This window comes from Mesorhizobium sp. M2C.T.Ca.TU.002.02.1.1, assembly GCF_003997225.1.
This window is the reverse complement of sequence record NZ_RZTO01000055.1, coordinates 1-14217: the sequence shown is the minus strand read 5'-3', so window position 1 is coordinate 14217 and position 14217 is coordinate 1. Positions and strand designations below refer to the sequence as shown.

The 14217-nt window shown below is 65.7% G+C and carries 15 protein-coding genes and 1 pseudogene; 13 read left to right on the top strand and 3 right to left on the bottom strand.

Annotated elements, in window-relative coordinates; genetic code table 11:
* The coding region (locus EOD07_RS05095) for a thiamine pyrophosphate-dependent enzyme (protein ID WP_127234214.1) at positions 1-478 on the bottom strand (478 nt) is incomplete at its 3' end.
* 5 nt (positions 479-483) lie between these two features.
* Complete coding sequence (locus EOD07_RS05090; protein ID WP_127234213.1) at positions 484-1059, bottom strand: thiamine pyrophosphate-binding protein; 576 nt, start codon at positions 1057-1059, stop codon at positions 484-486.
* Positions 1060-1160: 101 nt separating this feature from the next.
* Between EOD07_RS05090 and EOD07_RS05085 the strand changes: the two genes are divergently transcribed.
* The 6 genes and pseudogenes from EOD07_RS05085 to EOD07_RS05060 all read left to right on the top strand — a co-directional run.
* A complete protein-coding gene (locus EOD07_RS05085) occupies positions 1161-2096 on the top strand; it encodes a LysR substrate-binding domain-containing protein (RefSeq protein ID WP_041006238.1) in 936 nt (311 codons plus the stop codon).
* A gap of 103 nt (positions 2097-2199) precedes the next feature.
* Entirely contained in the window at positions 2200-3348 is a 1149-nt protein-coding gene (locus tag EOD07_RS05080) for an acyl-CoA dehydrogenase family protein (protein WP_127234212.1), read from the top strand.
* Between the two features lie 11 nt (positions 3349-3359).
* Positions 3360-4100, top strand: coding sequence for an NAD(P)H-dependent oxidoreductase (locus EOD07_RS05075; RefSeq protein WP_127234211.1), 741 nt, complete (start codon positions 3360-3362; stop codon positions 4098-4100).
* Positions 4093-5226, top strand: coding sequence for a CaiB/BaiF CoA-transferase family protein (locus tag EOD07_RS05070; protein WP_127234210.1), 1134 nt, complete (start codon positions 4093-4095; stop codon positions 5224-5226). The genes EOD07_RS05075 and EOD07_RS05070 overlap by 8 nt, the downstream gene beginning before the upstream one ends.
* A 15-nt stretch (positions 5227-5241) precedes the next feature.
* The gene (locus tag EOD07_RS05065) at positions 5242-6081 is read left to right on the top strand and encodes a MaoC family dehydratase N-terminal domain-containing protein (RefSeq protein WP_127234209.1); all 840 of its coding nucleotides are present in this window, start codon (positions 5242-5244) and stop codon (positions 6079-6081) included.
* Positions 6075-6188, top strand: a pseudogene (locus EOD07_RS05060) (CoA ester lyase); the annotation flags it as partial. The gene EOD07_RS05065 and the pseudogene EOD07_RS05060, both read left to right, overlap by 7 nt.
* A gap of 34 nt (positions 6189-6222) precedes the next feature.
* On the opposite strand, the gene EOD07_RS05055 reads toward EOD07_RS05060, so the two are convergent.
* A complete protein-coding gene (locus EOD07_RS05055) occupies positions 6223-7827 on the bottom strand; it encodes an FAD-dependent oxidoreductase (protein WP_127234208.1) in 1605 nt (534 codons plus the stop codon).
* A 153-nt stretch (positions 7828-7980) separates the two neighbouring features.
* On the opposite strand from EOD07_RS05055, the gene EOD07_RS05050 reads away from it, so the two are divergent.
* From EOD07_RS05050 to EOD07_RS05020, 7 genes are all read left to right on the top strand, one after another.
* Positions 7981-8517, top strand: coding sequence for a cupin domain-containing protein (locus EOD07_RS05050; protein WP_127234207.1), 537 nt, complete (start codon positions 7981-7983; stop codon positions 8515-8517).
* Positions 8518-8526: 9 nt separating this feature from the next.
* On the top strand, positions 8527-9318 hold the full coding sequence (locus EOD07_RS05045) for an aspartate dehydrogenase (RefSeq protein ID WP_127234206.1): 792 nt from the start codon (positions 8527-8529) through the stop codon (positions 9316-9318).
* A complete protein-coding gene (locus EOD07_RS05040) occupies positions 9318-10124 on the top strand; it encodes an alpha/beta fold hydrolase (protein ID WP_127234205.1) in 807 nt (268 codons plus the stop codon). Before EOD07_RS05045 ends, EOD07_RS05040 begins: the two co-directional genes overlap by 1 nt.
* Positions 10121-11860, top strand: coding sequence for a cobalamin-dependent protein (locus EOD07_RS05035; RefSeq protein ID WP_127234204.1), 1740 nt, complete (start codon positions 10121-10123; stop codon positions 11858-11860). Before EOD07_RS05040 ends, EOD07_RS05035 begins: the two co-directional genes overlap by 4 nt.
* A gap of 148 nt (positions 11861-12008) precedes the next feature.
* Positions 12009-12932, top strand: coding sequence for a thiamine pyrophosphate-dependent dehydrogenase E1 component subunit alpha (locus tag EOD07_RS05030; protein WP_127234203.1), 924 nt, complete (start codon positions 12009-12011; stop codon positions 12930-12932).
* Between the two features lies 1 nt (position 12933).
* Positions 12934-13908: an alpha-ketoacid dehydrogenase subunit beta gene (locus EOD07_RS05025; RefSeq protein WP_127234202.1), complete on the top strand. Its 975-nt coding sequence runs from the start codon at positions 12934-12936 to the stop codon at positions 13906-13908.
* 12 nt (positions 13909-13920) lie between these two features.
* Positions 13921-14217: biotin/lipoyl-containing protein (locus tag EOD07_RS05020; protein WP_348627733.1), on the top strand; the 297-nt coding region annotated here is incomplete at its 3' end.

Here is a 14217-nt window from a genome sequence, read left to right as displayed (position 1 = left end):
GGCGGGGCCCCTCGGCAGGGCGGCGCAGCTTTTCGCACAGCGCGTCGACCTCCTCCAACGAGCGCAGTTCGGCGACCTCCGCGAAACAGCAGGCGGCGGCGACCCTGTCGAAGCCGATGCCGCGGCCGGTATGGCTGGACTGCATGCCGGTCTCGCCGAAATGCTGGTTGTCCAGAATGATCAGGTCGAGATTTTTCGGCCGCGCCACCGAGATCGTCGCCAGCGATCCGAAGGCCATGAGTTGCTCGCCGTCGCCGGTGATGACCATCACCCGCCTCCGCGGCTGCGCCTGGGCAAGCCCGAGGCCGACCAATGCCGCGCCGCCCATTGCGCCCCAAAGATAGTAATTGTCGTCCCTGTCGCCGGCGGCATGCACGTCATAGCTCGGCGATCCGAGCCCGGTCACCACCAGGGCGCCGTCGCGCGCGTCGAGCAGCTTCTTCACCGCCGCGCGGCGATCCATCGTCGGCAATGCCATGTCGTTCACCACTTCTTCTTGCCAAGCAGGCGCTGCCCGATGAGCACGGCGATCTGCTGGTCGGCGTCGAAGGCCATCGCGGCCGCCTGCGCCACGGTGTCCACCAGGTCGGGGCCGGTCTCTGCCCGCAGCACGCTGAGGCCGATCGCTTTCAGTGAAGCTTCGGTCGCCTGTCCCATCGGCACCTGCCATGGATTGAACTCGGCCCACTCGCCGCGCATCGTCACCAGGACGAGCAGGGGAAAGCGCGCCTGCACCGGTAGCGACAGCATGTTGATGCAATTGCCGACGCCGGAGGATTGCATCAGCACGACGCTGCGTTTGCCGCCGAGCCAGGAGCCCGCGGCAATGGCTATGCCCTCCTCCTCGGTTGTCAGCACATTGGTGACGACCTCGGGATCGGCGCCGAAGCGGCGGATCAGCGTGGTATGGCCAGCGTCCGGCACATAGGACATCTGGCTGATGCCGGCGGCCTTCAGCACGTCATAGACCTGATCCGGCCACTGCGTTTCAGATGCCGCCGGAAGAGCCGCAGAGGCAGCCGCTTCCGGGTTTTTCGCGTGTAGGCTGCTCGCCGTCACCTTGGACTCCCGAGGATTGGATTTGGCATAAGACTACGTCAACCATCCGATACAATCTTCGTCCCTTTCTTGTGATCAGATATAATGATATTCGATAGCTTATGGAGCTGTCACAGCTGCGCACCCTGATCCACGTCGCCGAGCTCGGCAGCCTCAGCAAGGCCGCAGACCGGCTGCATATCGCGCAGCCGGCGCTGAGCCGCCAGGTGCGCATGCTGGAGGAGGAACTGGGCTTTGCCCTGTTCCTGCGTCATGGGCGCGGCATGGTGCTGTCCGAACAGGGCAAGGAAGTGCTGGCTCACGCCGTGCGGGTGCTGGCCGAGATCGACGAGATCCGCGCGACCGCGACGCCCGCCGATGCGCCGCTGACGGGCGAGATCGCCATCGGCTTGCCGCCCACGGTGGCCGACATCATCTCGCTGCCGCTGGCGGCGGCTTTCGGCAAGGCCCATCCCAAGGCGAAGCTCAGGCTTGTCAGCGCCTATACCGGCTATTTGCTCGACTGGCTGCATCGGGGCGAAATAGACGTTGCCGTGCTCTACGATCCGCGCATGGCGAGGTCGCTTCGCACCCGCCCGCTGCTCCTGGAGAACCTGTTCCTGATTGGCCCCCCCGATGCCGGCTTCTCGACCGTGCGCGCCGTGCCGTTCGCCTCGCTCGCCGGCAAAAGGCTGTTGCTGCCCAGCGTCAAGCACGGGCTGCGCATCATCGTCGAACGCTGCGCCGCGGAGACCGGCATCACGCTCGATGTCGGCATCGAGGCGGATACCTATTCGGTGCTGAAGGACCTCGTGCGCAATGGCCATGGCTGGACGATCCTGCCGCTCGCGCCCATCCATGCCGATGTCGCCGCCGGCCTGCTCACCGCCGCGCCGCTGATCGATCCCGTGCCCGTGCGTCGACTCATCCTTGCCTATCCGGCCGACCGGCCGGCCTCGCGGCTGGCGCGCTTTGCCGGCCAGGCGATCGAGGATACCGCCCGCGATCTTGTCGAGCGGGCCGTATGGGTCGGCCAGCTTCTCGGTTCGGCGCCGTAAGGGTTTCAATTTCGGCATAGCTGATCACACCTGCCTTGCGTTGCTGTCGAGATGTGCCGGCGTGATACTGGTCGCCGGAGCGAGACGAAAGGCCCGGCAATCCATGGAACACTATCAGGATATTCGCGAAGCCGTCGCCAAACTCTGCGCCCGTTTTCCCGGCGAGTATTGGCGCGCCCTCGACAGGGATATGGCCTACCCCCGCGAATTCGTCGAAGCCCTGACGGAAGCCGGCTGGCTCTCGATCCTTATCCCCGAGGAGTATGGCGGCTCCGGCCTGCCGCTTTCGGCCGCCGCCGCGGTGCTGGAGGAGATCCAGCGCGCCGGCTGCAACGGCGGCGCCTGCCATGCGCAGATGTACACGATGGGCACGTTGCTTCGCCACGGCTCGGCAGCGCAGAAGCAGCGCTATCTGCCGAAGATCGCCACCGGCGAGTTGCGCCTGCAGGCTTTCGGCGTCACCGAGCCGACCAGCGGCACCGACACCGGCGCGCTGAAGACCACCGCCCGGCTCGACGGCGACCATTTCGTGGTCAAAGGCCAGAAGATCTGGACCAGCCGCGCCGAGCATTCGGACCTGATGCTGCTTCTGGCGCGCACCACGCCGCTGGCGCACGGCATGAAGAAGACCGACGGTCTTTCCGTCATCATCGTCGAGATGCGCGAGGCCATCGGCAACGGCCTCACCATCCGGCCTATTCGCACCATGATGAACCATGCCACCACGGAGATCTTCTTCGATGATTTGCGCGTGCCCGCCGAAAACCTGATCGGCGAGGAAGGAAAAGGCTTCCGCTATATCCTCTCCGGCATGAATGCCGAGCGGATCCTGATCGCTTCCGAATGCGTCGGCGATGCCAAATGGTTCATCGACAAGGCAAGCGCTTACGCCAGGGAGCGCCATGTGTTCGGTCGGGCGATCGGCCAGAACCAGGGCATCCAGTTTCCGATCGCCAGGGCCTACGCCAACATGCGCGCGGCCGAGCTGATGGTGCGCGAGGCGCTCGCCCTTTACGAAGCCGGCAAGAACCCCGGCGCCGAGGCGAACATGGCCAAGATGCTGGCGGCTGATGCCTCGAACGAGGCCGCCAACGCCTGCATCCAGACGCATGGCGGCTTCGGCTTCGCCGAGGAATATGACGTCGAGCGCAAGTTCCGCGAGACGCGCCTCTATCAGGTCGCGCCGATTTCCACCAACCTCATCCTGTCGTTCCTGGCCGAGCACCTGCTCGGCCTGCCGCGCTCTTATTAGGAGTGGTCGTTGTGAACGTCCTCATCGTCTACGCGCATCCGGAACCGAAGTCCTTCAACGGCGCCATGAAGGACCTCGCCTTCGGGACCCTGACGCGGGCTGGCCACAGCGTGGTGGTCAGCGACCTTTATGCGATTGGCTTCAATCCGGTCGCCGGGCCAGGCGACATGACCGGCGAGCACAACGATCCGGATTTCTTCAGCCTGCAGCGCGAGCAGACCGCCGCCTATGAGACGGGTCGGCTGGCGGCCGACATCAATGCCGAGATCGAGAAGCTGAAACGGGCGGACTTCGTGATCTTGCAGTTTCCCGTCTGGTGGTTCGGAATGCCGGCGATGCTCAAGGGTTGGGCCGACCGGGTCTTCGCGCGCGGCTTTGCCTATCTGCCGGGCCGCAAATACGACACCGGCATGTTCAAGGGAAAGCTCGCCATGGTGGCCGCCACCACGGGCACCTCGGCCGACACCTATGCGCCCGACGGCATCGACGGCGACATCCTCACGGTGTTGTGGCCGATCCATAACGGCCTGCTGCGCTATGCCGGCTTCGATGTGTTGCCGCCTTTCGTCGCCTACATGCCCGGCCGCGTCGGCGACGACGGCCGCAAGGCCTATCTGGAGGCCTATCGCAAAAGGCTCGAGGACATCGACGACACGCCGCGCCTGTTCTTCCACCCGGCTGAAGATTACGGCAAGAACGAGCGGCTGAAGCCAGGCGTGCTCGCCCGTTCTGGGGTGCAGCGCAATGTCTGACGCCGCCCGCCCGCTGGAGGGCCTGTTCGTCGTTTCGATCGAGCAGGCGGTCGCTGCTCCCTTGTGCACGGTCCGCCTCGCCGATGCAGGTGCTCGCGTCGTGAAGATCGAACGCCCCGAAGGTGAGACCGCGCGCCACTACGATTCCACCGTCGAAGGCATGTCGGCCTATTTTGTCTGGCTGAACCGCGGCAAGCAGAGCGTGGCGCTCGACCTCAAGGCCGAGAAAGACCTCGCTCTGCTGCATCGGATGGTCGCCCAGGCCGATGTCCTCGTGCAGAACCTTGCACCGGGCGCGATCGACAGGTTAGGCCTTTCCGCCACCGTGATTGGCGAGAAATTTCCCCGGCTGATTGCCGTCAACATCGTCGGCTACGGGCAGGACACACCCTACGCATCAATGCGGGCCTACGACATGCTGGTGCAGGCGGAAAGCGGTATCTGCGCGGTGACCGGCACCGCCGAGACGCCTTGCAAGATCGGCGTGTCGGCTGCCGACATCGCAACAGGAATGAACGCGCATGCGGCGATCCTCGAGGCGTTGCTGGCGCGCGGCAGGACCGGCCGAGGCCGGGCGATCGAAATAGCCATGTTTGACGGCATGGCCGACTGGATGGCGGTGCCGCTGCTACACTACGAGCATACCGGCCGCGAGACGGGCCGTTACGGCTTGGCGCACGCCTCGATTTATCCCTACCGGCCCTATGCCTGCTGCGATGGCGCGGCCGTGGTCGTCTCCGTCCAGCAAAACAGCGAATGGAAGCGCTTTTGCTCGGCGGTCCTGCGGCGGCCGGATCTCGCCAATGACCAACGCTTCGCGACCAACGCCCAGCGCGTCGCCAACCGCGAAGCGCTCGATGCCGAAGTCGAGCCGATTTTCGCTGCGATCGATTCAAACGAAGCGATCGGGCGGCTCGATCAGGCCCAGAACGCCTGGGGACGGGTGAGCGAGGTGCGCGATCTTCCGCTGCACAAAGCACTGCGCCGGATCGAGGTCGCGCTGCCCGGCGGCAAGAGGGTCACGGTCCCGAAACCCTCGGTGCGGTCCGCTGCGTTCGAGACGCCGCCGACCGTTCCGGGGCTCGGAGCCGATACCGATCGCATCCGCGCGGAATTCGAGACTTGAAGCGGAGTCGGAGCCTTGGGATCGAACAACATCGTATTGCAGGAATGGATCGGGCGGTCGTGGGAGGCCGAGGACATCGTCACCCCGCGCGTCATCGCCAGCTTCGAAGCCACACTCGGAGCGCATGCGGCGCGGCTCGACGAGACTCCCCCCGGCCTGCACTGGTGCCTGACCCCCGACATCGCGGACGCGCGCGAACTGGGTCCAGACGGGCACCCGGCCAAAGGTGGATTCTTGCCGCCCGTGCCGCTTCCGCGCCGCATGTGGGCAGGCAGCGACGTGCGGTTCCTGGCGCCGGTCCGCCCCGGTGACGCGATCCGCCGCCGCTCGATGGTGCGCGCGATCGAGGAAAAACAGGGCCGTTCCGGCAGGCTCGCTTTTGTCACGGTGCGCCACGAGATCGCCAACGCCGCCGGTCCGGTGGTCGAAGAGGACCAGATCATCGTCTATCGCGAGCCGGAGACTGGCGCGCCACAGGCCCCGGCTCAGCCTGCCGGGCCCAGGTCGGCCACGTCGCACGAGCGGACAGTCGACGTCGATCCGGTGCTGCTTTTCCGTTATTCCGCGCTGACGTTCAACGGGCATCGCATCCACTACGATGCGCCTTACGCCACGGGCGTCGAGCACTATCCCGGGCTCGTCATCCACGCCCCGCTGCAAGCGACGCTGCTCATGAACTTCGCTGCCGTCGTCGCCGGACTCGCGCCGCGCCAATTCTCGTTTCGCGGAGTCCGCCCGGCGATCGGCCCGCAGACCCTGCTGCTCAGCGGAACGGCCCGCGGAAAAGGCGAGATGGAAATGGAAGTTCGCTCGTCGGACGGACAGGTGACGGTGAAGGCCACGGTGCAATGGTGAGCTTCGTCACGCCCGTCCCGCCGCTGTTTGCGCTGGGATCACGGCCGGAGAAATTTGCAAAGGCCGACAGCAGCGGCGCCGACACGGTGATCCTCGATCTCGAGGACGTTCGAGTGACGATGCGCATTCACCCCAGAAAACTCACCGGTTCTGGTGAAGGATGGTTTCGGCGGCGATGAAACCCCAGGTCAGATTGGGGCCAAGCGTCGTGCCGGCTCCAACCGCGCGGGTGCCGATCGGGTTGGCCATGGCAAGGCCGGCTGCGTACAGGCCGGGGATGATCGAACCGTCCGGCCTGAGGACCTGCGCCCGCTCGTTGGTGCGGGCGCCGCCCTTGGTGCCCAGGATCGAACGATTGAGCGTCATGCCGACATAGGGCGGCTTGTCGATCGGCTTCAGCCGATTTTCAGGGCCATGCGCCTTGTAGTCCTCCCAGCCGTTCTCACCGCGGCGGAAATCCTCGTCGCGCCCCTTGGAGCAAAAGCCGTTCCATCGGGCGATCGTCTCTTCGAGAGCCGATGCCGGTAATCCCAGCTTTGCGGCGAGGCCGCCGATCGTGTCCGACTTCTTGATCCACTGGCGTTCGTAAGACGCATACCAGCGGAAGGGCAGAGACGTCCTCAGGAAGCGATGATCGCCGACGAGATAGCAGGGCAGGTTCACCGGGGCGCCGTCCGCTCCGCGCGCGTCGATCGCCTCGCCGATGTTGAAATCGTTCTCGCTGACAAAGCGTCTGCCGTCGCGGTTGACGACGATCGAATGCGGCTCGGCCTGAAAGGTCATGGGCAGGCCATGCGGCTTGCCCTGGTAGAGCGTCGGCAGGCAGGGATAGACGTTCGCCTGGTCCATGCGGTCCAGCTCCGCGCCGACGGAAGCGGCAAGCTTCTGGCCGTCGCCCTCATTGGTGGGAGGGCTGCCGATACGATCGAGCGCGCCGGGAAAATGCCGCGCCCGCATCTCGGCATCCCATTCGAATCCTCCCGTCGCGATGATCACGCCGCGCCGGGCAAGAAGTTTCGTCCGCCGGCCCTCGCGCTCCACCTCGGCGCCGATCACGCGCGAGTCCGAATCCTGAAGCAGGCCCACGGCGCGCGTTTCCAAGTGGAAGGCGACACCCGCATCCAGGCAACCCTTGATGAGCCCGGTCATGAGGGCCGTGCCCTGCCCGCCGGCATTCGTCAGCCGCCGCCAAAGCAGCTTCGGCCAGAGCCTGAGGCCGGCGCGGATAGGGTGGTGATAGAGGTCGTGATCGACGATTTCCTGGTAGCTGAAGCTGTGCGGCAGGGTGGAGCGGCGCAGGCGCGGCGCAAACTTGCCCAGGATGCGGCGGCTGAGCGGCCTCGGCGAGAGCATGCGGCCGAAAAGCTTGCCGCCGGGCGCCTCGGCGAAGGGATCCGGCTCGTTGACCAGGCGGAAGTCGAGAGGCGTGTTGCCAGAAAGGAAACGCAGCATATCGGGAGCCGCCCTGGCGAAGGCGCTCCAGAGCGCATCTTCCTTTCGCGCCCAATCCCGCGGAGACACCGCGCGCAGATAGGTCAGCGCGTCGTCCCGGCTGTCGGCGACGCCGGCAGCCGCTGCCAGGTGATTGGCGGGTATCCAGACCCCCGCGCCGGACATGGCCGAGGTGCCGCCAAGCCATTCGCTCTTTTCGATAACCAGCACATTGAGGCCGCCCTTGGCCGCCCTCAATGCCGCCGAGCAGGCCGCCGAACCGGAACCGATAACCAGAACATCGAATTCGCCCATTGGCGGTCCCCCAGACTGTCATCGCGGCGCCACTATAGGTGCGGGAAATTAAATCTGTCTACTATTGTGTCGACACTTTTTGCATTATACGCTCCGTTGGTGAGCGGCATGCACCCGCACGATAATCTCAAGCGCTTTTCGAGAGGCAGAGCCATGGATGATACTCACCTTCCGCCAGCTCCATCCGGCATTCATATCTCCGGGCTCGAAACGCGTGAAAGCTACTGGCAGCCGGTGCCGGCGAACGGCCATATCGACGTGGCGCTGGCGCCTCATATCGTCGGCATGGAGCACCCGTTCGCGCTTGGCACACAATCGGTGGCGCCTGGCGGCTATGTGCGCGAGCACACGCATGAGCGTAATGAGGAGGCCGTCTATATCATCGAAGGCCACGGCCGTGCCGTCGTCGACGGCAAGGAATATCCCCTGGGCCCCGACAGCGTGGTGTTCCTGCCGAAGAATGTCAGGCACATGTTCATCAACGATGGTGAAACGCAGCTTCGCTGGCTCTGGCTGATCGTGCCCAACGGGCTCGAAGACTTTTTTCGCCTCATCGGCAAGCCACGCAAGCCGGGCGACCGCGTGCCCTCCAACTTCCCACGCCCGGAAAACGTGCTGGAGATCGAGCGCAGGACCGTCTTCGGCGCCGATCTCACCGACAAGTTTGATCCCGTGAGCCGCGGCTCCTGAAGACACCGGATGACGACGCTCGGCCTCATCGGCTACGGCGCGATCGCGCGTGACATCGTCTCGGCCTTTCCGCCGGACGCGGTCGATTGGCTGGTGTTGCTGCGCGAAGGCGCCAGTCCCGAACTGCCGGCGAATGTCAGCGCGGTCACCAGGGTCGAGCGACTGATCGAGGCAAAGCCGCGGGCTGTGGTCGAAGCAGCGGGCCAGGGGGCAGTGGCGACCTACATACCTGCCTTGCTGGAGGCCGGAATACCAACCGTCGTGGCATCGGTCGGCGCGCTTGCCGATGCCACGCTTCGCGCCCGGATCACCGCCGCCGGCCGCAGCGGCGGCGCGCGCTTTATCCTGCCGGCGGGAGCGCTGGGCGGCCTCGATTATCTGCGCGCCATAGCGGCCCTTCCCGACGCGCGGGTGCGCTATACCTCGCGCAAGCCGCCGGCGGCCTGGGAAGCCGAGATCGCCGCGCTTGGTCTATCGGCCGAGCGCGATGCCGTGACGCTCTTCGAGGGCACCCCCGCGGACGCGGCATCCGCCTATCCGAAGAACCTCAACGCGGCCTTCGCCGTGGCGCTGGCCGTAGGCGACGAAAAGGTCACCGTGCGGGTGATCGCCGACCCGAAGGCGATCGGCAACAGCCATGAAATCGAGGCCGAGAGCGCTGCCGGCACCGCCTTCTTCAACATGGTCAACGCGCCCTCGCCCGTCAATCCGAAGACTTCGGCACTGACCGCGCTGAGTCTCGTCGCCGCGCTGCGCGATCTGCTCGACATCGACCCGCCCGGGAAGGGAGGCCGCCGCTGATGGCCTTCTTCGTCGCCGCCGATGGCTGCCGCATCCACTACGAAACGTTCGGGGCGAAGGGGCCGCGCCTCGTCCTCATCCCGGGACTCGGCGGCGACGGACGATTCTGGTCCGGCGTCGTGCGCCTGCTTGAGGCCGACTATCGCCTCATAGTCATCGATCATCGCGGCGCGGGCCGCAGCGACCGCCCCGACGGCCCCTACTCCGTTCCACTCATCGCCGGCGATGTCGCGGGCCTGCTGGCGCAGACGGGCGGGCCGGCCCATATCGTCGGGCATTCCACAGGCGGCGCCATCGCCCAGAGACTTGCCCTCGACCATGCGGATCTCGGGCTGAGCTACACGATCAGCAGTTCCTGGGCGCGGGCCGACACACGCTTCCGCACCGTCTTCACCGCACGTGCCGAACTGCTCGAGGCAGGCATGGCTGAGACCTACCAGCGCCTTACCCATGTGCTCTGCCACGAAGCTTCCTACCTAGCCATGCATGCCGCCGAACTCGAGGCGGCGGTCGCCACCGCCTCGCGGACCCTTGCCCCATTGAACGTCGCCGCGTCGCGCCTGCGCATGCTGCTCGATCACGATTGCCTCGATGACCTCGCGGGGATTGCCGTTCCGGTGCAGGTGATCGCCGCCACGGGCGACGTGCTGACTCCGCCTGAACTGACGCAAGCCATTGCCGCCGCGATACCGGGCGCCCGATACGCATCCGTCGACGGCGCGCATTTCCATCCCCTCGCCAGGCCGGAAGGCATTGCCGCCGTCATCCACCGTTTCATCACCGAAGCCGAACAGCAGACATCATGACCGCCGACATCGTCCCCGTCCTCACCGATCCGCGTCTCAAGCCGGGCCGGGACCTGCTCGCCGAGGGGCGAACCATGGCGCGCGACTGGCGGCTTGGGAGCTGCCGTTTCCTCATCGAAACGGGAATGCCTTCCGAAGCCGCGTGGAAACGCAAGGCGGTGGCGGAAAGTCGCGTCATGCAGCATGCCCACATCGGCTTCCGCAGCGTCGACCGCACCATCGCGGCGATCGGCGAAGTGCATGAGCAATGCCGCAAGGCAGGGGTCACGGTCGATCGTTTCGGCATCACGCTGGACTGGTCGATGGGTTATCCGCAGGCCATGCGCGCCAAGGCCGCGCGCGGCACAGGCATCGTGCTGACCGGTCCGGAGGATTTCGCGCGCATCACCAATGCTGCCTCCGCGGCCGCGCATTTCGGAGACTTCATGCTCGGCCTGCCGGGCGCCGTCGAAAACACGCGTGCCGCGATCACGGCCGGAGCAACGGCCATCGGCAATCTCGGACAGTATTTCACCTTCCGCCTGCCCTACTGGGACGACGACGTGGCGACAACAGAGGCGACCGTGACCGCGCTCGGGCTGATCGCGGCGCAGGACGCGGAGATCCTGGTCCATTCGAATCTCGACGACGGATTCGCCGGACTTTTCATCGACATGGCCTGCGCGCTCGGCATGGTGCTGGTGGAGAAGCATATCGTCGAGAAGCTGATCGGCGCGCACCTTGCCCATTGCTACGGCCATCACTTCAGCGACCCGCTTTCGCGCACCGCCTTCCACGCGGCGCTCGTGCGGGTCACCGACACGCCGGGCACCATGATCTTCGGCAACACCGTCTCCTACCAGTCGACCCCCGCGGGCAATTACGCCAGCCTGGCGAGCTACCTGATGGCCGACATACTCGCCATGGGGCGCTGGCCTTCGGGCCACGCGATCAATCCCGTGCCGGTGACGGAGAACCAGCGCATTCCCGACGTCGACGAGATCATCGACGCGCAGACATTCGCCCACAGGCTGACGCTGCACGCGCCTTTCTACGATCCGGTCTTCGATTGGGCCAAGACCGAGGCGATGGCCGACACGCTCGTCGAAGGCGGTCGACGCTTTGCCGATGCCGCTCTCGCCGGTCTCGCCGAGCGAGGGGTCGATGTGGATGACCCTGCGGCGCTGATGCTGGCCATCCGCCGCATCGGTCCGAAACGCCTGGAAGCCCTTTTCGGCCCAGGTGCGACAGGTCCGCGCGGGCGTGTGCCGCTGATCCACGCCGAATGGGCGCGAGAGCTCAACCACAAGGCGGCAAGCTGGGCGGCGGCCCAGAAGCGGATGGAGGCGGCGAGAAATCTCACTATCTGCATCGGCACCACGGATGTTCACGAGCACGGCAAATATCTCGTCGAACAGGCGCTCGAAGGTCTCGGCATCGCCATCGTCGACGCCGGCGTCGCCGTCGACCCGGAAGCGCTCGTCGCCCGTGCCGCCGAAACCGGTGCGGACGCCATCGCGGTCAGCACCTACAATGGCGTCGCGCTGCGCTACGCGCAGGCTGTGAAGGCCGCGATGGCGGTGCGCGGACTTTCCTTGCCCGTGCTGGTCGGCGGACGACTGAACGAGGTGCCGAAGGATTCGAATTCAGGCCTGCCGGTCGACGTGACCAAGGATATTGCCGACCTCGGCTGCCTCCCTTGCGCCGACCTCGACGAGATGCTCTCCGCCCTTCGTTCCATCCCGCCAGCCGCCTGAATCCTCCCCTTTTTCGAACTTGTTTCGCACCGCCCTGCAGAAGCGCTTGCAAAGTGTCGACACTTTTGTATTTAATTCGGCGCACAACTGGGGATAGCCCGTGAAGAACACTCCGTCCGTCGAACAGCATTTGGAGATTTATCGTCGGATGCTGCTGGTGCGGCACCTCGAGGAGAGGCTGGGGGCGCTTCATAAGGAAGGGCGAACGCGTGGCCCTATCCATCGATGCGACGGCCAGGAGGCTGTGGGCGTTGCGGCCACTGCCGCTCTGGAAGCCGGCGACAAGGTTGCCACCACCCATCGCGGCCATGCCGTCTACATCGGCAAGGGCATGGCCATGCGGCCGGTCGTGGCCGAGATATTCGGCAGGGCAACGGGCGCCTGCGGCGGACGTGCCGGCCATATGCTGGTGGCCGATGCCGAAAAGGGCGTGATTGGCGGCAACGCGATCGTCGGAGCCGGTATCCCCGCCGCTGCCGGCATGGCGCTGTCGATGCAGATCCTCGGCACGGGCAATGTCGCCATGTGCGTCTTCGGCGACGGCGCCGCGCAGACGGGCATATGCCATGAGGCGATGAACATGGCCGGGCTCTGGAAGTTGCCGGTCGTGTTCGTGCTCGAGCACAACCAGTTCGGCCTGACCGTTCCCTCCGATGTCCAGTCTCCGGTCGCGGATCTATCGATCCGCGCCGCCGGCTACGCGATGCCGGCCAAGATCGTCGACGGCAACGACGCGGTCGCCGTTTATCGCGCCGTGTCGGCGATGGCAGAAAGAGCGAGACGTGGCGAAGGTCCCGGCATGGTCGAATGCAAGACCTACCGCGTCGAGGGTTTCTCCACATCCGACATGGGCGGCTACCAAAAGCCCGACGATATCGCTGCCTGGAAAGCGCGCGACCCGCTGATCATCTCCCGCAAGGCTTTGCTGGGCGATGTCGGCGAGGCACGGCTCGCCGATATCGAGGCCGCGGCCAAGGCCGAGACGGATGAAGCGTTCGAGGTCGCCCTTTCTGACCCGATGCCGGAGTTCCTGGTGGACGAAGCCTGCAATCCCTACAGCGAGACGCACTGACATGGCGATGATGCGATACGCCGAGGCGCTCAACGCCGCGCTGCGCGAGGAGATGCAGGCCGATCCTTCCGTTTTCCTCTTCGGCGAGGACATCGGCCGCTACGGCGGCGTGTTCAAGGTGACGAAGGGGCTGATGGAGGAGTTCGGCGAAAGGCGGGTGCGCGACACGCCGATCTCGGAACAGGCGCTGACCGCCATGGCGGTGACCGCCGCCATGACCGGCACCCGGCCAGTGCTTGAAATCATGTATGCGGATTTCATGCCGCTGACGCTCGATGCGCTGGTCAATCAGGCCTCAATCTACAACTATGTCTGGAACGGCCAGGTGAAGATGCCTTTCGTGCTGCGCACCCAGGGCGGCGGCGGTGCCGGCGCCGGCGCGCAGCACTCCAAGGCGCTCGATTCCATGGTCGCCCATATTCCCGGCATCAAGGTCGTCGCGCCTGCGACGCCGGCCGACGCCAAGGGCATGCTGAAGGCCGCCATCCGCGACAGCCAACCGGTCGTCTTCCTCGAGCACAAGCTGCTCTACAACATTCGCGGCGAGGTTCCGGAGGGCGACGTGATCGTGCCGCTTGGCAAGGCGGCAACCGTGCGCGAGGGCAGCGACATCTCGATCTTCGCCACTTCCAAGATGGTGGTTGAAGCGACAAAGGCGGCCGATCTGCTGGCCGCGGACGGCGTTTCGGCGGAAATCATCGATCTCCGGTCGCTGCGCCCCCTTGACGTCGACGCCATCGTCGCCTCGATCGCGAAGACGCACCACGCGGTGGTGGTCAACGAGGGCTGGCGCTTCTGCGGCTACGCCGCCGAACTTTCGGCAACGATCATGGACCATGCCTTCGACGAACTCGACGCTCCGGTCGCGCGCGTGACGTTGCCGGACATGCCGATCCCCTATTCCGAGCCTCTCGAAACGGCGATGCTGCCGAGCGCCGAGAAGATCCGCGCTGCCGCGCTGAAGACCTTGAAGTGACGGAGGCGGCAGATGGCAACCCATCCGATCAGCATCGACAGCGCCGGCGGCGAGTATATGGAAGCCGTGCTGGTGATTGCCTGGGCGGCCAAATCCGGTGACCCGGTCAAGGCCGGCGATCTCATCGTCACCGTCGAGACGGCCAAGGCGGCGACCGAAATCGAGGCGGATCGAGATGGCTGGCTGGCCGATATCTACTTCACCGAGGGGCAGGAAGCGCCGGTGGGCGCCGTGCTCGGCACCATCGCCGACGAAAAACCGGTGGCAGGCCACGCGGCTCCAGCCGCAACAACAGCGACGGCCTATCCC